The sequence below is a fragment of the Nitratifractor salsuginis DSM 16511 genome, from assembly GCF_000186245.1.
In the GTDB taxonomy this organism is placed as follows: domain Bacteria; phylum Campylobacterota; class Campylobacteria; order Campylobacterales; family Sulfurovaceae; genus Nitratifractor; species Nitratifractor salsuginis.
This window is the reverse complement of sequence record NC_014935.1, coordinates 416,509-443,505: the sequence shown is the minus strand read 5'-3', so window position 1 is coordinate 443,505 and position 26,997 is coordinate 416,509. Positions and strand designations below refer to the sequence as shown.

Annotated in this window: 21 protein-coding genes; 14 read left to right on the top strand and 7 right to left on the bottom strand. The window is 51.5% G+C overall.

The features are described from left to right. Positions 1-80: 80 nt before the first annotated feature. The 4 genes from guaA to NITSA_RS11685 all read right to left on the bottom strand — a co-directional run bounded on the left by guaA (position 81) and on the right by NITSA_RS11685 (position 4,667). Positions 81-1,625, bottom strand: coding sequence for a glutamine-hydrolyzing GMP synthase (gene guaA, locus NITSA_RS02170; RefSeq protein ID WP_013553391.1), 1,545 nt, complete (start codon positions 1,623-1,625; stop codon positions 81-83). Positions 1,626-1,777: 152 nt separating this feature from the next. Further along, complete coding sequence (gene nhaD / locus NITSA_RS02165; protein ID WP_013553390.1) at positions 1,778-3,082, bottom strand: sodium:proton antiporter NhaD; 1,305 nt, start codon at positions 3,080-3,082, stop codon at positions 1,778-1,780. Beyond that, positions 3,082-4,539 (bottom strand): L-aspartate oxidase, encoded by a 1,458-nt coding sequence (nadB, locus tag NITSA_RS02160; RefSeq protein WP_013553389.1) that lies wholly within the window; start codon positions 4,537-4,539, stop codon positions 3,082-3,084. Before nadB ends, nhaD begins: the two co-directional genes overlap by 1 nt. Continuing rightward, positions 4,536-4,667, bottom strand: a complete 132-nt coding sequence (locus tag NITSA_RS11685; RefSeq protein ID WP_281031785.1) for a hypothetical protein — start codon at positions 4,665-4,667, stop codon at positions 4,536-4,538. Before NITSA_RS11685 ends, nadB begins: the two co-directional genes overlap by 4 nt. Here NITSA_RS11685 and NITSA_RS02155 point away from each other — a divergent pair. The 6 genes from NITSA_RS02155 (at position 4,650) to NITSA_RS02130 (ending at position 11,777) form a co-directional block, all read left to right on the top strand. Next, entirely contained in the window at positions 4,650-5,111 is a 462-nt protein-coding gene (locus NITSA_RS02155; RefSeq protein WP_013553388.1) for a DciA family protein, read from the top strand. The two genes, NITSA_RS11685 and NITSA_RS02155, sit on opposite strands and share 18 nt — an antisense overlap. Continuing rightward, entirely contained in the window at positions 5,108-6,910 is a 1,803-nt protein-coding gene (gene uvrC / locus NITSA_RS02150; RefSeq protein WP_013553387.1) for an excinuclease ABC subunit UvrC, read from the top strand. The genes NITSA_RS02155 and uvrC overlap by 4 nt, the downstream gene beginning before the upstream one ends. An 86-nt stretch (positions 6,911-6,996) precedes the next feature. Next, a complete protein-coding gene (locus NITSA_RS02145; RefSeq protein WP_013553386.1) occupies positions 6,997-7,401 on the top strand; it encodes a hypothetical protein in 405 nt (134 codons plus the stop codon). Positions 7,402-7,404: 3 nt separating this feature from the next. Next, a complete protein-coding gene (locus tag NITSA_RS02140) occupies positions 7,405-8,976 on the top strand; it encodes an Hpt domain-containing protein (RefSeq protein WP_013553385.1) in 1,572 nt (523 codons plus the stop codon). Positions 8,977-8,991: 15 nt separating this feature from the next. Continuing rightward, positions 8,992-11,394, top strand: a complete 2,403-nt coding sequence (locus NITSA_RS02135; RefSeq protein ID WP_013553384.1) for an ATP-binding protein — start codon at positions 8,992-8,994, stop codon at positions 11,392-11,394. Further along, positions 11,394-11,777 (top strand): response regulator, encoded by a 384-nt coding sequence (locus NITSA_RS02130; protein ID WP_013553383.1) that lies wholly within the window; start codon positions 11,394-11,396, stop codon positions 11,775-11,777. Before NITSA_RS02135 ends, NITSA_RS02130 begins: the two co-directional genes overlap by 1 nt. Positions 11,778-11,789: 12 nt before the next feature. Here NITSA_RS02130 and lon read toward each other — a convergent pair whose 3' ends face one another. Together lon and NITSA_RS02120 are read right to left on the bottom strand one after the other, a co-directional pair. Then, positions 11,790-14,207 (bottom strand): endopeptidase La, encoded by a 2,418-nt coding sequence (gene lon, locus NITSA_RS02125; RefSeq protein ID WP_013553382.1) that lies wholly within the window; start codon positions 14,205-14,207, stop codon positions 11,790-11,792. Positions 14,208-14,308: 101 nt separating this feature from the next. Then, positions 14,309-14,965, bottom strand: a complete 657-nt coding sequence (locus tag NITSA_RS02120) for an outer membrane protein assembly factor BamD (protein WP_013553381.1) — start codon at positions 14,963-14,965, stop codon at positions 14,309-14,311. A gap of 387 nt (positions 14,966-15,352) precedes the next feature. Here NITSA_RS02120 and NITSA_RS02115 point away from each other — a divergent pair, with 387 nt between their 5' ends. From NITSA_RS02115 to NITSA_RS02080, 8 genes are all read left to right on the top strand, one after another. Further along, positions 15,353-19,957: an Ig-like domain-containing protein gene (locus NITSA_RS02115; protein WP_148224923.1), complete on the top strand. Its 4,605-nt coding sequence runs from the start codon at positions 15,353-15,355 to the stop codon at positions 19,955-19,957. Next, on the top strand, positions 19,958-20,731 hold the full coding sequence (locus tag NITSA_RS02110; RefSeq protein WP_013553379.1) for a type II secretion system protein: 774 nt from the start codon (positions 19,958-19,960) through the stop codon (positions 20,729-20,731). After that, the gene (locus tag NITSA_RS02105; protein WP_013553378.1) at positions 20,731-21,597 is read left to right on the top strand and encodes a type IV pilin protein; all 867 of its coding nucleotides are present in this window, start codon (positions 20,731-20,733) and stop codon (positions 21,595-21,597) included. The genes NITSA_RS02110 and NITSA_RS02105 overlap by 1 nt, the downstream gene beginning before the upstream one ends. Further along, positions 21,597-22,076 carry a type IV pilus modification PilV family protein gene (locus NITSA_RS02100; RefSeq protein WP_013553377.1) on the top strand — a complete coding sequence of 160 codons (480 nt, stop codon included), beginning with the start codon at positions 21,597-21,599 and terminating at the stop codon, positions 22,074-22,076. Before NITSA_RS02105 ends, NITSA_RS02100 begins: the two co-directional genes overlap by 1 nt. Then, positions 22,073-22,750 (top strand): prepilin-type N-terminal cleavage/methylation domain-containing protein, encoded by a 678-nt coding sequence (locus NITSA_RS11680; protein WP_169308522.1) that lies wholly within the window; start codon positions 22,073-22,075, stop codon positions 22,748-22,750. The genes NITSA_RS02100 and NITSA_RS11680 overlap by 4 nt, the downstream gene beginning before the upstream one ends. A 180-nt stretch (positions 22,751-22,930) precedes the next feature. Continuing rightward, a complete protein-coding gene (hpf, locus tag NITSA_RS02090; protein WP_013553375.1) occupies positions 22,931-23,479 on the top strand; it encodes a ribosome hibernation-promoting factor, HPF/YfiA family in 549 nt (182 codons plus the stop codon). Positions 23,480-23,607: 128 nt separating this feature from the next. Further along, positions 23,608-24,837 (top strand): PAS domain-containing sensor histidine kinase, encoded by a 1,230-nt coding sequence (locus NITSA_RS02085; protein WP_013553374.1) that lies wholly within the window; start codon positions 23,608-23,610, stop codon positions 24,835-24,837. After that, positions 24,834-25,517 carry a response regulator transcription factor gene (locus tag NITSA_RS02080; RefSeq protein ID WP_013553373.1) on the top strand — a complete coding sequence of 228 codons (684 nt, stop codon included), beginning with the start codon at positions 24,834-24,836 and terminating at the stop codon, positions 25,515-25,517. Before NITSA_RS02085 ends, NITSA_RS02080 begins: the two co-directional genes overlap by 4 nt. Positions 25,518-25,607: 90 nt before the next feature. Here the strand turns inward: NITSA_RS02080 and NITSA_RS02075 are convergent, their stop codons facing one another. Continuing rightward, positions 25,608-26,897 carry a M20/M25/M40 family metallo-hydrolase gene (locus NITSA_RS02075; protein WP_013553372.1) on the bottom strand — a complete coding sequence of 430 codons (1,290 nt, stop codon included), beginning with the start codon at positions 26,895-26,897 and terminating at the stop codon, positions 25,608-25,610. Positions 26,898-26,997 lie beyond the last annotated feature (100 nt).

The following is a 26,997-nucleotide window of genomic DNA, read 5'->3' as shown; positions in this document are numbered from 1 at the left end:
TCGGAGCGAAGGAGCTTACACGAAGTAAGTGACTGAGCGTAGAGGGAGGCTTCCGCTCGAAGATGCCCAAAAGAGGCAGGCTATTCCCATTCGATGGTTGCGGGGGGTTTGGAGGAGATATCATACACCACCCGGTTGATCCCGTCGATCTCGTTAATGATCCGGCGGCTGATGTTCTCCAGAATGTCGTGGGGGACATAGGCGAAAGTGGCGGTCATCCCGTCGACCGATTCCACCATCCGCACGCAAACGGTGTTGTCGTAGGTGCGGTTGTCCCCCATCACGCCGACACTGCTGACGTTGAGCAGCACGGTAAAGGCTTGCCAAACCTTATCGTAATAACCGCTGGCGCGGAGCTCCTCCTGCATGATCTCGTCGCTGTCACGGAGCAGGCGCAGTGCCTCTTCGTTGACTTCGCCCATCACGCGGATCGCCAGACCGGGCCCGGGGAAGGGATGGCGGCCGATCATATGTTTGGGCAGGCCGAGCTCCAGGCCCAGTTTGCGCACTTCGTCCTTGAAAATCTCCCGCAGGGGTTCGACCAGCTCGAAGGTCATCCACTCGGGCAGACCGCCGACGTTGTGGTGGGATTTGATGGTTTTGGAGGGGCCTTTGACGCTGACCGATTCGATGACGTCCGTGTAGAGGGTCCCCTGGGCCAGGAAGCTCACTTCGTCGGCGTGCTTTTTCGCCTCTTCGTCGAAGACTTCGATAAAAGTTTCACCGATAATCTTACGCTTGCGCTCGGGATCGGTCACTCCTTTGAGGCGGGAGAGGAATTTCTCGGAAGCGTCTACGGTAATCAGGTCGATCCCCAACTGCTTGAACATATCCTGGACCTGCTGCGCCTCATTCTTGCGCAGCAAGCCGGTATCGACGAAGACCGCAATGAGCTGATCGCCGATCGCTTCGTGGAGCAGTGCGGCGACGACGGAGCTGTCCACCCCGCCGCTGACGCCGCAGAGTACCTTTTTATCCCCCACCTGCTTGCGGATCTCTTCGATCTTCTCTTTGGCGAAGGAGCCCATATTCCAGGTGCTTTCAGCTCCGCAGATATATTTGGCGAAGTTTTTGAGCATCTTCACCCCTTCGACGGAGTGGTGTACTTCGGGGTGAAACTGAAAGGCGTAGATTTGACGGTTCTCGTCGGCGATCGCCGCATGGGGGGAATTGTCACTGACGGCGATGGTCTCGAAGCCCTCGGGGAGCTTCTCCACCCGGTCGCCGTGGCTCATCCAGACGATGCTGTTGTCGGGCACATCTTTGAAGATCGGGGAATCGGGCTTGGTGATATGCAGCCGCGCCTTGCCGTATTCGTGGTGGTCCGCCGGGACCACTTCTCCGCCGAAGTGTTGGGCGATGAGCTGCATCCCGTAGCAGATCCCCAAAATCGGCAGCCCCAGATCCCAAATCCCCTCATCGGGATGGTAGGCATCTTCGGCATAGACCGACGCGGGCCCCCCGGAGAGAATGATTCCCTTGGGTTTGCGGGCTTTGATCGCCTCCAGGTCTTCCCGGTAGGGGACCACTTCAGTATAGACACCGCTCTCCCGAAGCTTACGGGCGATCAACTGCGTATATTGCGAACCAAAATCCAAAACGACGATCGGTACTTCTTTTCTCACATTTATCCTTTTGAATAACTAGAAAGAGACTAGTAACTAGTAACTAGAAATTCTCCTTTTTGTAAAATTCCACCGGCTCTCCGGTATTCACAGAGCAAATTATATCGACAACTCAACAGGGCACCAATCCTCCCCATTACTAGTTACTCTCATCAATAGAGTCCGAGGATCTCGAACTGCACATACCAGAGCGCGATCGAGAGAATGTATCCCGCCAGCACAGTCCAGGCCAGGCGGATATGGCTGCCGAAGGTATAGATCCCCCGCAGCCGCCCCATCACCCCCACTCCCGCTGCGGAACCGAAGGAGATAAGGGAGCCGCCGATACCGGCGGTCATCGTCACCAGCATCCACTGGTCGGTCCCCATCGCCGGCGACGATTTCAAAATAGCACTCATCACCGGGACATTGTCGATGATCGCCGAGATGAATCCTACACCGACGTTGGCCGTCGTAGCGCCCAGAAGGTCATAGAGATGATGGATATAGTGCAGATAGCCTAGGTAATGCAGCGCCCCGACAGCAGAAAGGATCCCGAAGAAGAAGAGCAGCGTATCGTTCTCCACTTTTTTCATATTGACGAAGACATCGAAACCGGTGCGGTGTTTGCGCTTGGCCAAAGAGTAGGAGTAGAGCTTGAGCAGCGAAAGCCCGAACATCATCCCCCACATCGCCGGGAAATGGAAAAACTGGTGTCCCACCACGGCGATGAAGATTGTAAAAGCCCCCAGCCAGACCACAGCCATACCGCCATCCTTGATGACCGGTTTGAACTCTGTCTTTGCATCGAAGTGGGGTTCCCCTTTGGGGACGTAGAAGCTCAGCAACCAGGCGGTCAAAAGCCAACCGGCGATGGAGGGGACGAAGAGGTAGAGGAAATCGACGAACTCCCCCTTGCCGGCGGTCCAGGCCATCAGCGTCGTAATGTCACCAAAGGGGCTCCAGGCTCCCCCGGCATTGGCGGCGACGACGATATTGATCGCCCCGGCGACGAGAAAGGGGCGGTTAGTCTTGTCGATAGTAAAGAGCACCGTCGAAAGAATCAGAGCCGTCGTCAGGTTGTCGGCGACCGGGGAAATGAAAAAGGCCAGCAACCCCGTCAGCCAGAAGAGTTTTTTATAACTGTAGCCCTTGGAAACCAGCTTAAACTTGAGTGCGTCGAAAACCCCCCGCTCAATGAGGGTCTCGATGTAGGTCATCGCCACGAAGAGGAAGAAGTAGATCTCGGCGATCTCTTCGATGAGCTTGGTCATCTCCTCATGCAGCGGCGCCGGGTCGAGATGATTGAGGGCGTAGTAGACCCCGATCATCATAAACATAAAGGTTCCGGCGAAGAGGGCCGGTTTGGCCTTGTTTATTTCATATTTCTCTTCGGTGGCAACCAGGAGATAGGCGACAATGAAGACCACCAGGTCCAGCCAGCCCACCCATGTAGTGGTCAGGTCCATTCCGTGCATCAGGATTCCTCTTTTTCGATGTAGTGGCTGCCCAGGGATTCCTTGCGGGCCAGGGCAGCTTCGACGATGGCGGCGGCGGTGTTGAGACGTAGTTCGAGCAAGCGGCCGATCTCTTTGTTTTTGGTGTCGTAGATAAAGTTCTTGGCTTCATGCAGCCCTGCTTCGGTGCGAATGATCCCCGCATCTTTCCACATAATCTGTCGCAGTTGATGTTTGTAGGATTTGTCGTGCTCCTTGTGCAATTGGGTATCGTAATCCTTTTCGAAACGGGGAATGGGACCGTCGTGGACGGGAGTCCCCAGGATCGCTTCGACCGCCCGCCGGGCGAAAACCGCCGCCTCCAGCAGAGAGTTCGACGCCAGGCGGTTGGCTCCGTGTACCCCGGTCCGTGCCGCTTCACCGGCTACATAGAGGCCCTGCATTCCGGGGATCCGCCCCCAGGTATCACATTCGATCCCTCCGTTGGCATAATGGAAGGCCGGGGAAATGGGGACCCGATCTTTGGGGAGGTGATAGCCCAAAGCTTCGAAGGTCTTGGTAATGTTGGGGAAACGCCGGTGGAACCACTCCTCGTCGAACATCGAAAAGTCGAGGTAAACCTCTTTGCCGGTTTTGCGTTTGTAATCGAAGATCGCCCTGGAGACGATATCCCGGCTGGCCAGCTCACCCCGAGGATCGTAGTCAAAAAGAAACCGTTTGCCGTCTTCGTCGACGATATAGGCCCCTTCTCCCCGCAGCGCTTCAGTCAGCAGCAGTTTCCGGGCGAAGGGGGTTTTGACGAAGACCGTCGGGTGGAATTGCATAAACTCCATATCTTTCAGGGCGATTCCCTTCTCTACGCAGATCCCGTGTATATCGGCGCTGACGGTTCGGGAATTGGTGTTGTAGGCATAGAGGGAACCGACCCCACCGCTGGCGATGAGTACATGGTCGGCATAGAGGGTCGTGGGCTGGTAATTGACCATCGCCCGCACCCCGTAGCAACGGCCGTTCTCGATCAGCAGATCATAAACCAGGGTGTTGCGCTGGAGCAGATGGGGGTTGCGGGTCATCATAAAGTAGTGCATATAGCGGCCCGTGGCATCCCCGCCGGCATGGAGAATACGGCTGGTAGAATGGGCTGCCTCCTTGGTATAGAGGAGCCGTCCATCCTCCCCCCGATCGAAAGGCATCCCCCGTTCCACCAGATCCTCACGCAATCCCAAAGAATCCCGGGAGAGGATCTCCACCGCCTCTTTGATATTGTGGTAAGCACCGGCAGCCAGGGTATCCTCGATGTGCGAGGGGATGTCCGCCTCGTTCAGCGCCGTAACGATCCCGCCCTGGGCGTAAAAGGTATTGCACTCCCAGGGAATATCTTTGCAGACCACGAGCACCTTCATGCTCTCGGGCAGGTTCATCGCCGCATAGAGCCCGGCGATCCCGGCGCCGATGATAATGACGTCGTAGCGTTTCACGGATTCGGCACCGTTCGGTTCTGATCCGGGGAGGAGACGTAGACCGGAGCGGTCTTGTATCCGCAGCCGGCCAGCGCCATCCCCATCAGCAACAATGCTATAATTCCGGCATGAAAACCGCCCGTCATCTGCTTGCCTCTCTTTGTGATACTCATGCGTTTCGTCCTCTGGAGCAGCATCGCTGCACTCGTCGTTTCCTGGAGCTTCTGCCCCCGCGCTTCCAGCAGGCCATCGCCTTCGTGACGGTCAAAAACCGCCAGCTCATGGTCGCCCTCTCCCATCCCGGCTACAAAATGGAGCTAAATTATAATCAAGATGTGTTGAAAAGCCTATTAAGCACCCTCATCGATACGTGCCCGGAATGCCGGTTCATGGAGGCGGATCGGATCGTCATTTTCCCCTCCAAATTCCATACGGGTTCAAACTCCTCCAAAGAAGACGAAGAAACCGTTCCCCATTATTCGGAATTGGCGACGGGAACATTCCGTATCCCCGAGACCGACGAGCCCCTTCGGGAGTGTTTCCTCAAAATCCGTCACGATATCCTCCGCAACCGGGGAGAGGCGGGGTGAGCCTGGAACAGACCCTCTCTTCCCTCCCCAAAAACCCGGGAGTCTATCAATATTTCGATGCCCAGGGACGGCTGCTCTATGTAGGCAAAGCGAAAAACTTGAGAAACCGGGTACGGAGCTACTGGCGCTTCACCCCCACGCTGCGTCCCAATCCCGATCAGAGCCCCCGAATCCTCAAAATGCTTCACGAAGCGGCTTCTCTGGATTACCTGGTGGTCGAGAGCGAAGCCGATGCCCTGATCCTGGAAAACTCCCTCATCAAGCAGCTCAAGCCCAAATACAACATTCTGCTTCGCGACGACAAGACCTACCCCTACATTTACCTGGACGAATCCCAGGACTTCCCCCGCTTCGAGCTGACCCGCAAGGTGGTCCGTGGGAAGAAGATCCGCTACTACGGCCCCTTCCCCAGCGGCGGGCGGGCGCTGCTCGACGCCCTCTATGCCCTCTTCCCCCTGGTACAGAAGGCGGGATGCCTCCGGGGTAAAAAGGCGTGCCTCTTTCACCAGATCGGCCGCTGTCCCGCCCCCTGCGAAGGCAAAATCACCCCCGATGCCTACCGTCAAGGGGTCGAAGCGGCCAAAGAGGCGATCCACAATCTCCCCCTGATCCTCAAGCGCCTGGAAGAGCGGATGATGCAACTGGCGGAGCAGGAGCGCTTCGAAGAGGCGGCCAAGGTGCGGGATCAGATCGAAGCGATCCGCGGCCTGGAGATCCGCTCCGAAATCGATCTTGCCCGGGAAGAGGATTACGACATTTTCGCCATCGATCCCGGCAAAGACCGCGGAGTGGTCGTCCGGCTCTTTATGCGCCGGGGACGCATCACCGCATCGAGCCACAGCTTTTTCCGCCATACCGAAGCCTACGAGCCCGAAGAGGCTTACGCCCAGGCCCTGCTCGATTTCTACCGCGAAGAGGCTCCGCTGACCGCCGCGACGATCCTCCTTCCGCTGGCGTTGGAACAGCGCGAAGAGCTGGAAAAGGTCCTCAGCCGACGCCTGGGGCGGAAGATCCGCATTCTTCACCCGCAGCGGGGCCCCAAAGCCCAGCTGACCCGCCTCGCCCTCACCAATGCCGCAGAGCTGCTCCGACGGGAAACTTCCCCCACTGTTACACCCATCGAAAACCGCATCGCCGAGCTCTTCGGTCTGGAACGCACCCCCTGGAGGGTGGAAGTCTTCGACAATTCCCATCTGATGGGGGAAGCCCCCGTGGGCGCGATGGTCGCCTGGGATGAAGGAAAATGGGCAAAGAACTCTTACCGCCGCTACCGCCTGGAAGCCAGGGATGAGTACCATCAGATGATGGAGATGCTCCAGCGGCGTATCGGGGATTTCGATAAAGAACCGCCGCCGGATCTCTGGCTCCTGGACGGAGGGGAAACCCTGCGGCGACTGGCGGAGGATCTGCTCCGGCAAGCCGGAGTCAACCTGCCGGTACTGGCCATCGCCAAAGAGAAGCTCGACGCCAAGGCCCACCGGGCCAAGGGAGCGGCCCGGGATCTCCTCCACGGCCCCGCGGGGACTCTGCATCTCGATCCCAAAGACCCACGCCTCCAGTGGCTCCAACGCCTCCGAGATGAAGCCCACCGTTACGCCATCACTTACCATCGCAACAAAAAACGCCGTGAGGATCGCCAAGTCGCCCTCCTTCAAACAAAAGGGATCGGCCCCGCCACCCTCAAAAAACTCTTGGATTGCTTTGGAACTTTCAAGGCAATCGAGAAGGCCGATTTCAATACATTGCAAAAGGTGGTCGGTCCAACAATGGCAAAGAGATTGATCGAGTCACTCTCTTAAAAGTAACAGAACCCCATTAGAACTTAGGTTTAAAGTTTATATTATACAATATGCATATTGGAGGCTTTACTTGAAAGGATGAAGTGGTGTGGGTACATTACAATGATTGTCGTAATAAATTGCCTTCTCTTTTCACTCAGAAGATGATTCATCACAAGATGTATAAAGCAGGAATGATCCCCGAGATCAGCCAAAGTTTTGTGCTTGAAAATAGATACGGCAAAAAAGAATTGTTCGGAAAACCTTGTGATAAACTTCTTTTGCCAAGAAGTTCCAAAAAATTTCGTAACGGCTGCAGAACATACCGAAAAGGGGAAAGTGTGGGAGGAAATGTAGCATATTCCGGTGAGGAAAATCGATATATCTATCCCAGTGAATATCTTACTCATTCCTCAAATTTCAAAAATGCGAAGGATATCCGCCTGACCCCTGAAAAGTTTAAAGCGAAAGAATTGACATTCAAACGACCAACTATGGAAGCGAGGAATTAAGCAATGTTTATCATCGATCAGAACAACCACCTCATCGCTGCGAATCAGGGAGAGTTGAAAGAGTGGGGGTACACAGACTTTTATGAAGCCGCCCGGGCTTTTGCCAACGGCAGTGTCCGTCTAAGCAGTGAGCAGCCGTCTCTTATCCTCGAAGACGGGCGCACTCTATCCTATGAAGAAGAGAATTTGGATTCGGCACTGGGGATTTGGCGGCTTTTCAGGACAGAGATCCGAAAAAGCCTCGAAGCCGAACCTGCAATAGAAGCTGCAAGTACTGAAACACCTAGTCCTATCGAAGAAGCAGGCGAGGAGGTGGACGAAGAGTTGGAAGCCTTGCTTGAACTCCTTACCGAAGAAGGAGAAAGCCCTTCTTCCAAAACTTCGGAAAATACGAAAACGAGTACCGAACCAGAAATCGAAGAACTTTTACCGCTGCAGGAAGAAACTCCGACCGAAGAGGAAGTCCTCCAACCCGAAATTCAGGAGCCTGCCACGCTTTTGAATGAGGAACCGGCAACGGCAGAAGAAGAGCCTCTAATCGAACTACAGTTGGAAGAGGAACTCCCCACCGAAGAAGAGACTCAAGCTCCGCTTTTAAAAGAGGAACCTTTGGAAGTGGAGCAGGAAGAAGAGCCTCTATTGGAACTCATTGAAGAAGAGAGCTTCCCTCTCGAACTTGAAAAAGCAGCCCCCCAAGAGGTAACCCCGCTTATCGAAGAGGGCGAAGGGAACAAGCCGCCTGTCCCCGAAGAGGCTGAATGGGAAAAGATCACCAAAGAGTTCCATCCCGACCTCAAAGCTAATGCCGCCCAATTGAATCTGGGGAGTGAGGAGTATCTCGGTCTGCTTCGAGATCTGACCCTGGACCTGAAGCAGATGCGTGAACAATTACTGAATGATGATTCCCAGCAGCGACATGAAGCCGTCTCGATTTTGAAGGATGCCCTGCTCCTGCTCCAACTTTCCCCCCTGGATCGGATGCTTTCGCTCCTGGAGCAAGCAGAGCCCGAGGATCGCACCGCCATTGTCGATTCCCTGGAAAATCTACTTGATTCTCTTGCGGCGAGTCACCCTGTAACACCCGAAACTCCTGAAACCGTATCAGAATCACAAACAGAGATTGCGGCACAGGAATCTCCGACACCCCAGGCCCCTATAGAAGAGGTCGAAAAACCGGAGGAGAAAGTCCCCGAAGCGCCGAAACCCCAAGTCTCCGTAGAAGCCTTTCTCGAAGGGGTGGAGCCCATTCCCATTTCCTTCAGCCTTCACGTCGCAGCGGAAGAGTTGAACCTTCCTGAAGATCTCGTACAGGAATTCGTCACCGACTTTGCCCAACAGGGGCACGACTATCTCCCCGTCCTGATCGAAGCCTATAAAGAGAAAGATTTGGACAAATTGCAAAAAACCGCCCATATGCTCAAAGGGGCGGCAAGCAACCTCCGTGTCGAAGCGATGGTTGAGAATCTTTATGAGCTCCAGTTCGACAACGACATTGAACGGGCTCCGGAACGGATCAGAAAATTTGCAGGTCAATTGATGAGCCTGGACAACTTTCTCAAACAGCTCAACGAATAAAGGAGCATCGAGACCATGAAAATCACCAACAAACTCACGCTCATCGGAACTTTGGCCGCAGGTGCACTTCTCCTAATTGCCGGAGGATTCTATTGGCTGAGTCAGCTCGATCCGGCACAAATTACCCGCTATCTCCATTCTCCAACGATTTTGGGAACGGTTCTGGGGGTCCTAGTTCTTCTGGCCCTCTTGATCCTCTACTTGACGCGACATACCGCTCTGACCATCAGATCCTACAATACGACGTTTAAAAAGGCCCTGAAATATCTCGTGGAAGATTTCGGAGACGAAGATGAGCATTACTCGGAAATAGTCGGTGATCTCAGCAAAGTCGATCTGGAGGCACCGGGGGGATATCGAAAAGCCTTCGAACTCCTCCAAGAGATCGTCCGACAAGCCAGAGAGGATCGTCGGACTGCCCAGGAGGAGAATCAAGCCAAATCACTTTTCCTCGCCAATATGTCCCATGAAATCCGGACACCAATGAATGGAATTATCGGCTTCACCGAACTTTTGAAAAGTACGCCGCTCAATGACGAACAGCAGGAATTTGCCAATATTATTGAGAAAAGTTCCCATAATTTGCTCAATATCATCAACAATATTCTCGATCTCTCCAAAATCGAGAGTAACAAGGTTGAAGTGGAGCATATCACTTTCGAAACCCATCATGAGCTTGATAATACCATCGATAATTTCGGTGTGGTTGCCGCTGAAAACGACATTGAACTCTATTATTTCATCGACCCTTCCATTAGTTCGCGCCTCAAAGGAGATCCCACCAAGATCAAAGAGATCCTGACCAATCTCCTCAACAATGCCGTCAAATTCACCGAAGCCGGAGGAGAAATAAGCGTAGAGATCGAGAAGCTTGAGGCAACCCAGGGGGATCGATCCCTGATCGAATTCAGGGTCATCGATACCGGCATCGGCATGTCCCAAGAGCAGATCAAAAAGATTTTTGAACCCTTTACCCAGGCCGACAGTTCCATTACCCGTAAATATGGGGGAACAGGTCTTGGACTGACCATCACCAAAGAGTATGTGGAGCTGATGGGAGGCAAACTGCTTGTCGAAAGCGAAGAGGGTAAAGGCAGTACTTTCTCCTTCACCCTTCCCCTGGAAGAGATCAGAGATGAAGAGACAGATTATCGCAATGCTTTCACCGACGTCATCCTCTGTATCTACCAGGGGGATGAGGTAAATAGATTCAACCAATATCTCCAGCGCTATGCAGATTATTTCGGTATGGAACTGCAACCTTTCCGTTCTGCCCAGGAACTGCATACCTTCGTTTCCGAGGGAAATTGTCCTGCGCTGCTTATGGATTTCGACCGAATTCCCCAAAGCTTGAGGGAAGTCCTCGACCGCTTGCCGGAAGAAGATCTCTATCTTTTGGCACGGGTCACTTCCCGGGAAGAGTTGAAGGATTATAAATTTACTAACGAGAATATCCTTTTCAAACCGGCCACTTACACCAAAATCCTTGATATGCTCAAAAGCATCTCCCGCTATGAAATGGGGGAAAAGGAGCTCAAAAGCACTACAACGACAGTCCAGACACGCTACCACGGCAAAGTCCTCGTCGTGGAAGACAATATCATCAATCAAAAATTGGTAAAAAATATTCTCGAAGGCTTGGGCCTCGATGTCGATATCGCCAACAATGGCCTGGAGGCTTTCGAGCTACGTCGTGGAAACGACTACGACTTGATCTTCATGGATATCCAGATGCCCGTTATGAATGGAATCGAAGCGACACACGAAATCCTCGAATATGAAGAGGATGAAGAACTCCCCCACGTGCCCATCGTCGCCCTGACCGCCAATGCTCTCAAAGGGGATCGCGAACGTTTCCTTGCTGAAGGAATGGATGAGTACATTTCCAAACCGATCGAAATGTCGGAGCTGATTTATATTCTCAACAAATTTCTCAAGGATAAAGCAACCCTGGTCACGACTCCCCAGGAACACGCTGCCCAGATCCTTGAATCGTTGCAGCCACAGGAACAAAGCGGCACGGACTCCTCTTCTTCAGCCCCCAAAGAGGTAGCCGCTACTGCACAGGAAGGCAAAGGGATGGAAACGAAAGAGATCCTCATCGCAAAGAACCTGCCTTTCAGCCGTAAACTTTTGTCGAAACTGCTCGAGGCTCTCGGCTATCCCTACCGTATAGCCGAAACGCCGGCAGAGGCATTGGCGATCCTCTCTTCCCAACCTGTTTCCATGGTTTTCCTCGATGAGAAGATGCTCGATGATGCCCTGGTCAATAAACTGAAAGAGAGCGGTGTTCTGGTCGTCTTAACCAGCCAAGCGGAACACCCCGAACGCATCTTGGGTTTGAACAGCATAATCTATACCGAAAAAATGACTCGAGAGAATTTCAAAAAATTCCTTGAAGAGAGAGGGGAAAAATAATGGCCTTGAAAGTCTTGGTCGTCGATGACGATTTCATCAACCGCAAGCTGATTCAGGCTCTGCTCCATCGCCATCCGGATCTGGTTTCCCAAATCCTCGAGGCGGAGAACGGTTCCGAAGCTTTACAGGTCGTCCGGGAGAATCCTGATGTGGATCTGATCCTCTTGGATATTCTTATGCCTGTACTTGACGGAAAAGAGTTTTTGAAAATTTTCCGATCTGATCCGGAAAATAGTCGCATCCCTGTCATCGTCCTCTCTACGGACGATACGCAGAAAAGCGCCGTCTTCGATCTAGGTGCAGAGGACTTCATCATCAAGCCGATCAATGAAAACGACCTGATCAACCGGATCCGCTATTGGACCCAGAATCTCGATTCTTGATTCTTCTCCTTTTTAGAGGAGCGCCTCTTCCAACACCTCTTCTATAATCGTTACCGGAATGATCTTCACATGTTCGAGCACCTCTTTGGGAAGATCTTCCAGATCCCGCTCATAATTCTTTTCGGGAATCAGCGCTTTTTTCACTCCCGCCTTGTACGCGGCGATCAGTTTTTCTTTGAGGCCTCCGATGGGAAGGACTTTGCCTGTTAAAGTCAGCTCTCCGGTCATCGCAACCTTGTTGTCGACCTTACGCTCACTGTAGATCGAGGCAATTGCCGTTGCCATCGTGATCCCCGCGCTGGGGCCATCTTTGGGCGTAGCTCCCTCGGGGACATGGAGGTGCAAGTCGTAACGTTTGTAGACTTCGCTGGCATCGGGATATTTACCCTCCTCCTGCTCCTTGGCAGTACGGGGAATGACGGATCGAGGGATCTTCACTTTCCCTTCATCGATGAGGATCTTGACCACACTGTGGGCGATCCGGGCAGACTCTTTCATCACATCCCCCAGACTTCCCGTCAGCTGCATCAACCCCTTGCCTTTGATCTTGATCGCTTCGACGGTCAGAACATCACCTCCTACTGCCGTCCAGGCGAGGCCGTTGACCACACCGATTTGAGGCTCTTCATCGATGACGGAGAATTCGAAGACCTTCTTGCCTGCGAATTTCGGGAGATTCTTTGCATTGATCCGTATATGCTGGATCTTGGGATCCTCCAGGATCATCCGCGCCGCTTTGCGCATCAGGGTCGCGATCTTTCTCCGCAAATTCCGCACCCCGGGTTCCCGGGTGTATTCGTCGATGAGCAGGCGCAGTGCCTTTTTGGAGATGCTGAATTCATCGGGACGCAGGGCGTGCTTCTTGAGCTCCTGAGGGATCAGATAACGTCTGGCAATCTCGAATTTCTCTTCGGGCGTGTAACTGTTGATAATGATGATCTCCATCCTATCCCGCAGTGGAGCGGGGATATAGCCCAGCTCGTTGGCGGTAGCGATGAAAACTACTTTGCTCAGATCGATGGAAAAGTTGAGATAGTAATCCCGATAGTGGGTATTCTGCTCAGGATCCAGAATCTCTAGCAAGGCCGAAGTCGGATCTCCACGATGGGTGCGCCCCACCTTGTCGATCTCGTCGAGGACCATTACGGGATCCATCGTCTTAGCTTCGATAAGCCCTTGGACGATCCGGCCGGGCATCGCTCCAACATAGGTACGGCGGTGTCCTCTCAGCTCATTCACATCCTCCAGACCCCCCAGGGCGATTCGCACCAATGGACGGTCCAGGGCTTTGGCAATGGAGTTGGCCAGAGAGGTTTTTCCCACGCCTGGAGGTCCGGCGAAACAGAGGATGACTCCTTTGCTCTCAGTCTCCTTCTTGCCTCTGAGCTCTGCCAACTCTCTGACGGAAAAGTACTCCACGATCCGTTCTTTGGGTTTTTCGAGGGAATAGTGGTCCTTGTCTAGCTCTTCAGCCACCTTTTTCACATCCAACTGCCCTTTGGAGAATTTTCCGAAGGGCATTTCGAAGACCCACTCCAAATAGTTCTGCAGCACCACCGCATCGGCACTGTCGGGATGCATCCGTGCCAGGCGGTCGAGCTGCTTTTTGATCTCCTTGTAGGCGTCCTCTTCGAGATAGGGTTTGATCTCTTCGAGCTTCTCGCGGAAGGCAGCGATCTCTTCTTCGCGCTGGGTATCAACCCCCAGCTCTTTCTGGATCTCTTTGAGCTGCTCCTTGAGGAAGTACTCCTTATTGGTCTGCTCGATTTTGTTGTGGACCTTGGAGCTGATCTCCCGCTGGACCTTCAGGGCTTCGATCTGTCCGGTGATGATATCGATGAGCCCTAAGAGCCGCTCCTCGATGTTCTCCATCGTATAGAGCTCGTACGCCTTCTCTTTGCGCAGCGAGAGCATCGAAGAGACAAGGTCTGCGATGCGGTGGGGCTCGTCATTCTCTTCGATGGTTTTGACCAGATCGGCGGGGATGGTGCTGTTGAGCTGGCTGAGCTGCCGGATCTTCTCCCGAAGGATTCCCAGCATCGCATCGACTTTGAGTTGGTTGTAACTGTCGTTCTCGATAATGCCGATCTTCGCCTGGAGGGGTTCGCCCTCCACCGGCTCCAGCACCCGGCCCCGGGCCAGACCCTGGAAGAGGATCTTGACTCGGCCGTCGGGCATATGGACTTTGCGCATAATGCTGCCGACCACGCCCACGGGATAAATTGCTTCGTGGGTCCGTTCCCCCTCGTGTCCGGGTTTGGTCGTGGCGACAAAGAGCAGAGAGTTGTTCTCCATCGCCATGGTCGCCGCATCGATATCAGGCTGAGAGCTGAGGAAGATCGGACTGATCATAAAGGGGTAGAAGAAAAGTTCATCCTCGGCTACGATTGGAAGGACGGTTGGAAATTTATCATAATCACTAAGTTGCATTGCTCAATCCTTTTTAGTCACTGTTTATAAAGTCTTAAATTTTCTTTAAGAATATACAGGAAATGGAAGAATATGTCAAGATGGGCACGCGGGCCCGGGGATCAATCGAAGGGATTGAGCGAAGAGAGGAAACCGCTCTCAGGATCTTCGATCTGCTCGGGCTTGAAAACGTAGTGGGTGTTCTTCTCGCGGTAGATCTTGGCGGCTTCGGCTTTGCCGATGCGGTCATAGAGATGGGCGATATCCGCATTAAGCAGATACTGGGCCATTTCCAGACGGACGATCATCGTCTGCACCAGCGGCGCATAGCGGCTTCCACGGTGTGAAGCGTAGAAGCTCTGGCATTGTGCCAAGGTATCGGCGACAAGCTTCTGGTCCTTGTTGATATCGTGGATCCCAAGGAAGGAAGCCTTGAGCTTGAGGAAACGGGCATATTCCGCCCAGGCCCCGCGGGCATATTTCTTGAGAAACTCATCCAGATAGTAATTGGCCAGCAGATACTCTTCATCGGCCATATGCGCCTGTGCCAGCGCCAGCATCGCCGTCGGCAGCAGAGCCGAGTCGATATGCTCACTCCGCAGAGAGAGATACTGCTTGTCCGCCTTCTCCAGCTCATCGTGGGAAATGGAGCTCTGGATCGCATCGTACCACGCCTGAGCCGATTTGTTGTACTCCTGCTTCTTTTCTCCTATGCCGAAGCAACCTCCCAAGGTCACTGTCAAAATAGCCAACAATGAATATTTTACAATCAGTCTCATCTCTCGTTCTCCTGCTTTGGACACTAGAATAAATTTTATCCAATTTTTGGTAAAGGCTTCTACTCCTATGTTGGACGACAGCGCAAGAATACCAACAAGGTACCTCTCAACAAAAATATTAGCGATCTTTAAATCAACATCTTATTTTTCAAATATGTTCTTATTTCCAGAAAGTATAGTTTTTATTGGGATACTTACCTTTCATATCTCTTTAATCTCCCTTACGTTATATTATTTTTGAGGGACTGAACGGAAAAAGGTTGAACTGTTCCGGAAGAGAAGGGTGCCGGGGAGTTTGAGTATATACCAGTTGATCTGTGTTATATGCTTGAGGGAGTGTATCAATACATCCGTATTTTAGGATAGTATAGAATTAAGAAAGGCGTTATGATGAAAAACTTTAAATCATTTTTAAACTATTTATCCTTTTTTTTGAATAGATTATTTTTACAAAAAAATTCTGCAAAAATGAATTATTATTTATTATCAGTTTTGCTACTTTTGCCATTACTTCCAAATTCGTTAAATGCTGCAACCGGAGATGATTGCAGCACAGCTGAGAATGTTGCTATCCCTTCAAGTTTCACTGTTGATCTTGCTTATTATTGGCAATCAGGTTGGAACTCAGGTCGATATTATTACTACCAATTCACAGCGCCTTCTAACGGAGTTGTTCATATATATAGTACGGGAGCCGACACCGATACTGATAGTAAATTATACAATTCAGACTGTTCGTCTTTATTAACGGATGACGAAGAATCTAACAATAATATTGATATGAATTATTCTGTTAATGCTGATGCATCTTATAAAATAGAATTATATAACTATGTTTGGAACAATCATGGAAACTTCACACTTCATATCGATTTCACACCAGCACCAAATCAACCGCCAAGCGCCAATGATGTCAATGTCACGACAAAGCTTAACACGTCTGTAACCATTCATCTCGACGCCAGCGATCCCGATCCAGGTGATCATATCCAATCATACCCGATAATCGAAGGCCCCAGCCATGGACAGTTGAGTGGTTCAGAACCGGACATTACTTATACTCCCGATTCAGGATACACGGGAACAGACACTTTTACTTATAAAGCATGTGACACACACAATGCCTGCTCGGATCCCGCCACAGTCACGATCACTATTTCCAATACCAGCGAAAGCTCCGGCGGCCGTGACTTTGAGTTGCGCCACCAGGAGAACATCTACGGCAATGTCAAAGTCATCGGCAATACAGTCCTCTGCGTCCATGACAGGAACGGTAACTGTGTGGAGCCTTCGGGGACAGCAACCAATGCCAGCACCGACCTCCAAAAGGCCCCGCAATCCTGGTCGGAACTCTCGATCCCTAATGACGCCAGAATCGTCTATGCACGTCTCTACTGGCAGGGGAGAAAAGACGCAACGAGTAGTAATCTATCCTGGGATAGCACATCCAAACGTGATGCAAGTAAAATCAAGCTGAAGATAGGTGATACAGGAGAGTGGAAACCGATTATAGCTGATATTTTGGATCTCGACTATACTAAATCAGTTAACTATATAAGAACCTATTCCGCCAGCGCAGATGTGACAGATTTAGTTCTCCCCGGCGATAATAAATATTACATCGACACATCAAGTTTTTACACAAGTACTGGTGAAACATGGTCAAAGACTCCTAAAGATGGTTTGGGAAATTATGGCGCATGGACATTGGTCGTCGTCTATAAAGACCCCAATTCCGATGAGGCCAGGAACATTTCGATATTCGATGGATTTAAACAAGTCAATAAGGATTTGGGGAATGTAGACATTTCTGTTAGCGGTTTCCTGACTCCCAAAGCGGGTGATGTAGATTCCAAACTCTATGCTTTTGCCGCCGAGGGAGACAAATACCTTACCGGAGACGACTTTTTGATGGCGGGTGAACGTTATAACACATCCCTCCGAAGTATCGCACCCGATTCCGATAACGCTTTTAACTCCAGAGTCGATGTCAACGCCTCGCGTGGCCCTGAGCTCATCAATAACAATGGTATCGACATTCAGGAATATAGCGTTGGGACAACCCCGGGGGCCAAGGGTATTATTCTTAATGAAGAGTATGGAGCCAAGTTCCAATTTACTTCGCATCAGGATACCTATTTCCCCTCGCTGCTCGTCTTTTCAACCAAAATCCGCGCGCTTGATCTCTGCTATGACTATACCTATGGTCAAAACGGCAATTACATTGTTGCTTCGGATACTCAAGGGATGACGATCAATGGCAAATTCAAAACCACTGCACCCTTAGATGTCAAACTCTATGTCCGTAACCAGGAAAACTCCGACATTACTGTTTCAAATCTCAAAGTCAATATCGAAGACATCAACGTCTCCCAGGCTAAATACAGAAGAGATTCAACATTAATCGCAAAGCCCAACAGTCATATTGAACCTCTCCCTGATCAGGGAAGAGAGGTCGGGGATGCTTACGACCGCAACATAAGTATTGGCAGTGTCGGATCTCTGGAGCATTTCTATGTCTATTATAGTTTGGATCTGCTCAGAGAAAATATCAATATGCCCATTCACGTAAATATCGACTATGACATGACTGTGACGATCGATGGAAAGGTGATCCCTCTCGGTCATCAATCCATGCCTTTGCAAAATGTGGGAATATGTAAAGACAACAGCTTTTATCAGCCCACCTTTGGCCAGTTTAACGTCGTACACCAAGCCATGTATCGATCCGGCCATGATCCGGATTATTATTACAATCTACCCACGCAGATCGTCAAAAGACGGGATCAAAATTACAAATTGGAGCTTATGGAGCCCGGCAGTGACGGCAAATACAACGAAATTGGCAGCACCGACTATCTCATAGCCGCAGCGGTCGAAACGATCAGTGCGGATGGATTCCACTATACAGACGCCACTTGTACCGATGAGAACGCTACCAGGATTAGTCACGGTAGAGCGTGGGGACTCATAGATGCGGGTAAACATCTTGACAATTTAAGTGCGAGTGATATAAATGGATTAGGCTTTTTCGATAGAGCGGCTTCCAATAGTGCCTTTCTCATTACCACACCTCTTGATGAAAATGGCAATCTGGTAGAATTTGAAAAAAATGGTAACCAATATTCTATTGTCCATCTACCAAATTACGGCAATCAAAATACTTGTAAAAATTCCACTGATACAATAGAGTCACAATGTGATGGCGACCTTACGAAAGAGGATGTCAAGGCTTGCCTACAATGTATTTATGGATATGTCACCGAAAGACTCTGTTCCCGGGACAACTTTGCCATCCGACCCGAAGCGTTCTATGTGAACATTACAGACGCGAATGGGACGGCATCTCCATCCTCCATCAGCAGGCCTGTCACCAATAATGCTTCCGCGCTGCCCAAGGTGAATCTCGCTGCGGGGTATTACTATCTGTATGATGCCAATGCGACTACCCATGAAAGCAACAATTCATCTCCCGGATACACTTCCAAAGTTGATGCTACATTTGTCTGGAGCCCAGGCAGTTCCGTTAATGTATCCAAATGTAATGATACGAGTGACAAAAACAACAGTTTCACTTTTGCGGGAGGGACGGCGCATCAAACGCTGCCAGTGAACCAGGTGGGTGAATATCATCTGAATATAACAGACTCGGAATGGACCAGGGTCGACCATATCTCCCAATATATGGTGCATCATGTCTCCCCCTACTTTAAGACGGGTCAAAATACCGATTGCATAGAAAATAATGGTTCTGTCCAGAGTGGCACGACCCCTGGGCTCAACGGATGCAATATTTCCTCTGATCATAACAACAGTGACGCCAAGACCATCTACAGAGATCTGAATATCACATTTTTCCCATACACTTTTAACCTAACTGGTATCCAAGCCCACATCGGTCCAAATACCAGAACACATAGCCAAACCTTCATCTATATCAATACGCCACCCAAAATGAATGCGGATGACCTTGGTATGAGTTACAACTTGGATGGAACCTTTTATGCATCAGGAAAAAATGGAGCGCAGTTGAGCAATTTTGTCTCCGGTTGTTATGCGGAGAATACGGATTTGAATCTCTCCATTGTCTATTATACGAGTCCGAAGTTCAATGAGAATGTTAGCACAGTGCCAGACCGGAACATCTCCTCTGTCATCCAGGAGAATAATAGCCACGACACTATCATTCGTCCGGTACCCGGAAGTACTTTGGATTTCGAAAACAATACTTCAATAGTCAAAGTCGATACTTCACATCAAAAGATTTATATTTCCCAGGACCAAGGTTTTTATACCAAAGATATGAACGGATCAGTAAAGTTGAAGCTACGATTGAACTTCGATCGAAATATCTCCAAGCCGATCAATCCCCGTTTCATCCACTTCAATGATTTCAACATAAGCTATCGAAGTCAGCCTGGTCTTCTTTATGCAGATGAGAAAAGCAATCACCAAATCTCTGGGGATTTGACATTGGATGACAATGTCACCTTCCTCTACGGCCGTGCCAAACCCTCCAAATTCTTCTACGATGACATAGAAAGCAACCGTACCAAAACCCCGATCTCCATTGTCGTTTATTACGATGACCTTAACTCTACGATTATGCCCAATCCAAATTTCAAAATGACCAATGAGTACGAGTGGTATCTCAACACTAATCATTACAGCGTTGATGGCGATGGAAATGTATTCTTAGTGCCATCACCGGACGATAGCAATGGAACGGTTGATAATAATCCGGCTATCACTAACGGCAAAAACGACCAGGTTACCGTAACGGCCAATTCGACCAACCGTCCGCTGACCGTCGATATCAACCTTACCGGAACCGACCCCTGGCTGATCTATAATCCCTACAAAGAAGCCGAGCCCGCTCCCTTCTACCGTGTCCGTTTCATCGGTACCAGTAACTGGGCAGGATATGGCGGTACCGGCAATGTGGTTGAGAGTAACGCCAGCAAGAAAAAACTACGTAGGCTGGAGTGGTAAGTGAAACGAACTCTATTCCATCAAGCTCGGCCTGCCGTCGCGATGATCGAGCTGATCTTCGCCATTGTCATCATCGGGATTGTCCTGATGTCCGCTCCCAATTTGATCCGAACGGTAGAGAAAAGCGGCTATGTGGCCATCCAGCAGGAAGCGATCAACGAAGCTGCCGCCCATCTTAACATGGTGATAGGCTACCATTGGGATGAGAACGATGCCAATGAGAGTTTCCTGGACCCTGTTTTGCATGTCACTAGTGGAGACTCGGGTCTGGATGAAGTCCTCTTGCCCGATGGGAACAAATCGGGCCGCAGAGCAGGAACCCCAAAAGAGAGTTACAGGAAATTTATCCGATCCGACGGGAATGACGATCTTAACGCTTCCACGATCCTGGGCCTTGACAGTGGAGAAAGCAAAGGTCAAGAAGATGACATTGATGATTTCAACGGAGAGCCCCCTTATCATCTTTCAAACGAGGGCTCGCCTGTTACGACGACCTGCACTTCAGACTATGTGGAAAAGACCACCGATATCAGCATCACGACAATGGTCTCTTACGCTTCGGACTCCCCCGGAGGCGGTGGCTATATCGACCCGGGCTCCGATAAAAAAATCACATTCAATTTTCCAGGGGCTCATAGTGCCTCTACAAATATCAAAAAGATCAATGTAACGCTTACCAGCAACAGTGGTGTATCCGAACTTCAAAAAACCATCATCCTAAAAGCCTTCAGCTGTAATATCGGGGCAACTAAGCTGGAAGAGAGGCATTTCTGATGAAGCGTTTTCATAAAAACAAGAGAGATGCTTTCAGTATGATCGAACTGATCTTTGTCATCGTAGTCCTGGGGGTTGTTGCTTCCCTCGGCTCGGAGATGATCGCCAAAGTCTACAAGAGCTACATCCTCCAGCGGGCCCAACACCGAGCCGAGATCAAAACGGAACTGGCGGCTCTACAGATCGCCAATCGGCTCGCCGCTGCGATTCCCGGCACCGTGGTTCGCAAAGACGCCACCGGCAGTTCACCTACCGGTGGCGGAACTGTCGAAGAGATCACGGAACCGATGAGCTTGCCGAGCAACAGCTATACAGTGCTTCAATGGGTCGGTGCCGATATGGATAGCTTCAACTCGATCGGAAGCACCGCAGATCGACTGCCCGGCTGGAGTGGCTTCATCGATCTCAATACCAGCGACAGCACTCACCTCGACAGCAAAGGTTCAAAACTGAGCCGGGCTCGCACGATCATTACCAATCTCAACGGAGGCACATTCCCCGGCGGATTCAATCCCGCCGTCTTTTTCCCTGATGACCCTAATGCACATCTTGTAAACAATTTGGGAGACAATGACACCAGGCTCACCCTTCTTTCCCCTGCTCCCCGTATCGTCGAACACTACAAACTCGCCTGGACCTCCTACGCCCTTTCGGTTGAGAATGGAGACCTCTATCTCTATTATTCATTTGACCCCATTCCCGGCTGGGCGATTCCAAACGGAACTCCAAAATCTCTTCTCCTAAAAAATGTGACGGTCTTTAAGTTTCGGGGAGATGGTCAGACGATCCGATTCAAAATTTGCGCGTCGGAAGACATTGGCGAAGATTGCAATATATCAGTGTGTAAAGAGAAGGCGGTGTTCTGATGAAAAATAGAGAAATGAGAAAAGCCTTTTCGATGATCACGGCGATCTTCGTGATTGTCCTTATGGCGACGGTGGCGGTCCTAATCCTTAGCCTCTCGGGCAAAATGGTCAAGGAAACTACTGCGCAGTTCCAACGTGAGCAAGCGATGCTCCTAGCCAAGAGTTACACCGAATATGCCGTTATGGCCGTTACGGCCAATGACCGCAACGGTACGGGAAATTGCCTGAGTGATATCGATGGCAACTACGGGGCTGATCCTGCACACGGCAAGGGTTACCGCATCCGGGTACGCCTCGCCTATATCGGTCATGCTGATCAAATCGCCAGCTGTGCGGCAACGCGAACTTTCGCCAATAATGTCGTGACCGAAAAGACGCCTCTAAACATCATCGTCGATGTCTATGTGGAATACAAGGACCCCGACAATCCTTCGGGTCCCTGGCTAGCTTATCACAGACGAACACTGCAAAAGATATGAGAGAAGGAAAGAAGATTATGACAAAAAGAAGGAGTCGCGGTTTTACGATGATCGAACTGGTTTTCGTCATCGTCGTCATCGGTATCCTCGCAGCCTTGGCGATTCCAAGACTGAAACGGGACATAAGGCAGGAGGCAGCGGATAATATTCTTTCTGCCATCCGCTATACCCAACACCTGGCCTTGATAGATGATAAGCAGAGCTTCAACGATCCGAAGTGGCAAGGAAGATTTTGGGCGATTCAGTTCACTGTCTCTTCTTCCAATGTCTTGAACAATTTCTACACGATCAGTTCCGATACGGACAATGACACCAACGTCGACAAAAACGAAACGGCTATCGATCCCGCCAACGGTAAATATATCTATAATGCGGGTGGTGCAACGACTGCAATCAATGCCGACGAAAGCCCCAATATTTTCATTGGGAAAAAATACGGTGTCAATTCTCTAACGACTTCAGGGGACTGCAACGGCACGCAGACGATAGGTTTTGATCACCTCGGTCGCCCCCACGTGGGATTTCTCGGTAGCGGCACCCCCGATAGCAGCAGCTATATGTCGAGGGATTGCAAACTGACATTCGGTTTTAAGGATTCCAGTCTCAATCCCTTAAGCATCATCATCACCAAAGAGACCGGCTACGCCTATATAGAGGGCCAGCCCGGTTCTTGACCACTTTTTTATCTCATCATAGCGCCACTGTCTCAAAACTGTTAATCCGATTTGAAAAAATTACAAAATCGGCTTCGGTTTCTCCCAAACCAAGAAAGAGCAGACAAAAGGCAAACTCCACCTGAGCATCCCTCTGCTATAATTTTAATACTCTTAATCTATTTGACAAAGGATCGCTGAATGAACAAACATATCGCAGGCAGACACTTCGAACTGACCGAACCCATCAAGAACTATATCGAGAGCGCTATCGATAGCTTGGAGAAATACAACCTGGAGATCATCTCCGTCCACTGCATCATCTCCGGGGATGAGAAGAACGGAAAGAAAGGGTACAACGTCGAATTCGTCGTCAACCTCAAAGATAAGAACACCGTCGTCATCACCCAGCGGGACAAAGATGTCTACGCCGCGATCGACCTGGCCCTGGAGCGGATGAAGAAGAGCCTGCGCCGCTATGCCGACAAGATCAAGGACAAGAGCGGCAACCTGAGCCTGCGTGAGCTGGAGAGTGAAATCGAAGAGGCCGAGGAGCAGCTCGACTTCGTCAACGACATCGACGACGACATCGTCCCGATGGACCTGGAGCTCCACAAGCCCCTTGATTTCGAAGAGGCCCGTGAACTGCTCGCCTCCGATCCCAAACGCCAATTCATCGTCTTCAACGACAATGAAGGGCGCCTGCGGGTTATGTACAAGCGTGCCGACGGGAAATACGGACTCTATTAAGAAGTCGCAAGCACGGGGCTTCGCCCCTCAGGTCGCAAGATTTTTGCTAAAGAAACAATATTATTACTTCTCTTCACTTTTTCTGCGCTCTTTCCCGGATTTAAAGCTTATTAAGAGATAATTGCCCTATGCTCCAGCAATATATCGAGGCGATCGAAAGTTCCAACATCGTCTCCCGGACCGACATCAACGGTATCATTACCTTCGCCAACGATGAATTCTGCAAAATTTCAGGATACAGCCGAGAGGAACTCATCGGGAAAAACCACAACATCGTGCGCCATCCCGACGTTCCCGCCGAGAATTTCCTCCGGCTCTGGAAAACCATCCTGGCCAAAAAGACCTACAAAGCCACTGTCAAAAACCTTGCCAAAGACGGCAGTACCTTCTACGTCAATACCACGATCGTTCCCATTCTCGATCAGCGGGGGGAGATCGAGGAGTTTGTGGCCATCCGCTACGATGTGACCCGGGAAGTGGAGCTTCGGATGAAGCTCGAAGCCAAAGAGCGGGAGCTGGCGGAGCTCAACCGCAATCTCGAAGAGCGGGTCCGACAGCAGACCCGGCAGCTCCAGGAGCTCAACCGCAACCTCGAAGAGAGGGTCCGGGAAGAGGTGGCGAAAAACGAAGAGAAACAGCGGATGCTGCTGTGGCAATCCCGTTTCGCCAGCCTGGGGCAGATGATGGCCAATATCGCCCATCAGTGGCGCCAACCCCTGACCGAGCTCAACCTCTCGCTCTACAGCCTCAAAGAAGCATGCCGAAACGATCCCGATGCCGCCGAAGAGCTTTACACCCAGAGCCGAAAAATCATCCGAAGTATGTCCCAGACGCTGGACAGTTTTATGGATTTCTTCAAACCCGACCGCAGCAGCGTCACCTTTCCGATCCACTCCAGCCTCGAAGATGCCCTCTCCCTCATTCGCAAGGCACTGGAGAAGAAGCGCATCCGGGTCAAAATCGAAGGGGACCGGAGCCTCCGGGTCACCGGCATTCCCAATGAATTGACCCAGGTCTTCGTCAATCTGCTTCAAAACGCCAAAGAGGCTTTCGGGGAGAGCGACGACGAGGAACGTTGGCTACGGATCCATCTCAGCCGGGATGAGAACAACGCCGTTATCGTCGTCGAAGACAATGCCGGGGGGATCCCTCCCGAGGCACTGGAACGAATCTTCGAACCCTATTTCACCACCAAACACAGTTCCCAGGGAACCGGGTTGGGACTTTTTATGTCCCGGATGATCGTGCAAAAGAGTTTTCGGGGTTCGATGGAAGCCTTCAACAGCCTCAAAGGGGCACTTTTCGTCATCAAAATCCCCCTCGCCAAAACCATTTCACCGCCGGGAGAGACCCAATGAAAACCGACCGATCTTCCCTCAAAAAGCTACGAATCCTCTATGTGGAGGATGAACATACCCTAGCCGAGATGATGCAGCGGGCCGTAGGACACCATTTCGGAGACTTTCGCATTGCCGAAAACGGTCAGGAGGGCTTGCAACTTTTTAAAAAGCTGCGCCCCGACCTGGTGATCACCGATATCACGATGCCGGGGATGGACGGCTTGACAATGGGGCGCTTCATCCACGAGCTCTCTGCCGATACACCCCTGATCGTCCTGAGCGCCTACAGCGACAAAGAGAAACTCCTGGGAGCCATCGATACCGGGGTGAGCAAATATTTCATCAAGCCCTTCGACCCTGTGGAACTGCTGGAGTATCTGGAGAGCATCGCCCCGAAGATCATCGAAAAACAGAGGATCGCTATCCGCCCCGGCTACCTCTATGACCGCCACTCCGGCAGCCTCCGACACCAGGGAGCCCCCATCCCGCTCAGTGCAAGAGAGCGGACCTTTCTCGAGGCCCTCCTGGAGGAACCGGGATACTTTCTCGATACTCCGGCGATCAAAAAGCTACTCTGGCCCGAAGCAGAAGTCACCGATGACGCCGTGCGGGTCTTCATCAACCGCCTCCGCGCCAAAACCGGCAAAGAGTTCCTCCACACCCGACCGGGAGAAGGGTATTATTTGAAAGTGGAGTGAAACCTTCGGAAATCTCAGTAATCTTTCAATCCAATCGAAGCGTTGCTAAGCAACGCATACCGAAACTCCTCACTCCTCACTCCTAATTCCTCACTCAATTTCCCCAATGATCTTCTTCAACGCCCCAAAAGTCCGCTCTACCGACTCCAGATCCACCCGTTCCCGCACCGAATGGGGATTCTCGATGGTAGGGCCGATGGAAGCCATTTTGATCTGCGGATATTTTTGGCTCAAGATCCCGCACTCCAGGCCGGCGTGGATCGCTTTCATTTCGCTATGCCCAAACTCCTCTTTGAGGAACTCGGCGACCTTGAGCGTAAATTCATTGACCTCCGGCTTCCAGGCGGGGTAAGCCTCTTCGCGGCTCACTTCGAAGCCGTAACGGTGCAGGAGGGTTTCGGTCCGATCCGCCAGGCTTTGCAGATCCCCGTCACTCATCGCCCTGAGGCTGTAATCGATGCGGCAGCCGGAGAGGGAAAAGTCCACCTGGGCGAGGTTGAGGCTCTGTTGGGGAATCTGGAGCTCTTCGTTGCGGGAGACGACGCCGTGGGGGGCAGTGGCCAGAAGCCGCAGGAGTCTGTCCGAATCGGCAAAGACCCCCTCCTGGGCATCTTCCGCCTCTTCGACAGTGAAATCAAAAGCATCCCCCGGTTCAGGGCGTTTGGCCGAACGGACCACCGCTTCGGCGTGAACGGGGATCGAGTTGCGCCGTTCCCCTCCCACGAAGGAGACCAGCCCCAGCTCCTCATCCTCCGCCAGAGCTTGGGCCAGCTCCTTGATGGCGTTGGGGATGCCCTTGTCGATATCGACTCCCGAGTGGCCGCCGGGCAGACCGCAGAGGCGCACCCTCCAAGCGGGGCGATGGTCGGGGAGTCGCTCACAGCTACGACGGCCGACAATATCCACGCCCCCCGCACACCCGATATAGACCTCTCCCGCCTCCTCCGTATCGAGATTGAGCAGATAGGGGCTTTGAAGCTCGAAAGCCAGGGCCTTGGCCCCCACCAGCCCCACCTCTTCATCGGCAGTCAGGAGAAACTCCAGCTCGGCCCCCTCCTCCATCAGTGCCATCATCATCGCGATCGCCATCCCGTTATCGGCCCCCAGAGAGGAGTCTCGGGCCTCCAGCCACCTTTCGCGCTCGATGAGCTCGATCTCGGGCGCATTGCCCACACAGACCATATCGTAGTGCCCCTGGAGGCAGAGCTTCGGCTTACCCCGGCGCATCAGCAGGTTGCCCGCAGAATCCTCCAGCACCTCATACCCCACCTCTTGTCCGAAACGGGCCAGATACTCCCGAAGCTCCCCCGCCTCCCGGCTGCAATGGGGAATCGAAGCGATGGTTTTGAAATAGGTCAGAATTCTCTCTAGATTGGTCATAAATTTTCCTTTTTGTCAGTCTCAAGTCTCAAGCACGGGGCTGCGCCCCTCAAAAGTCTCAAGAAATTTTTGTGCGAAGCGTTAAATAGTTTCTCATTTC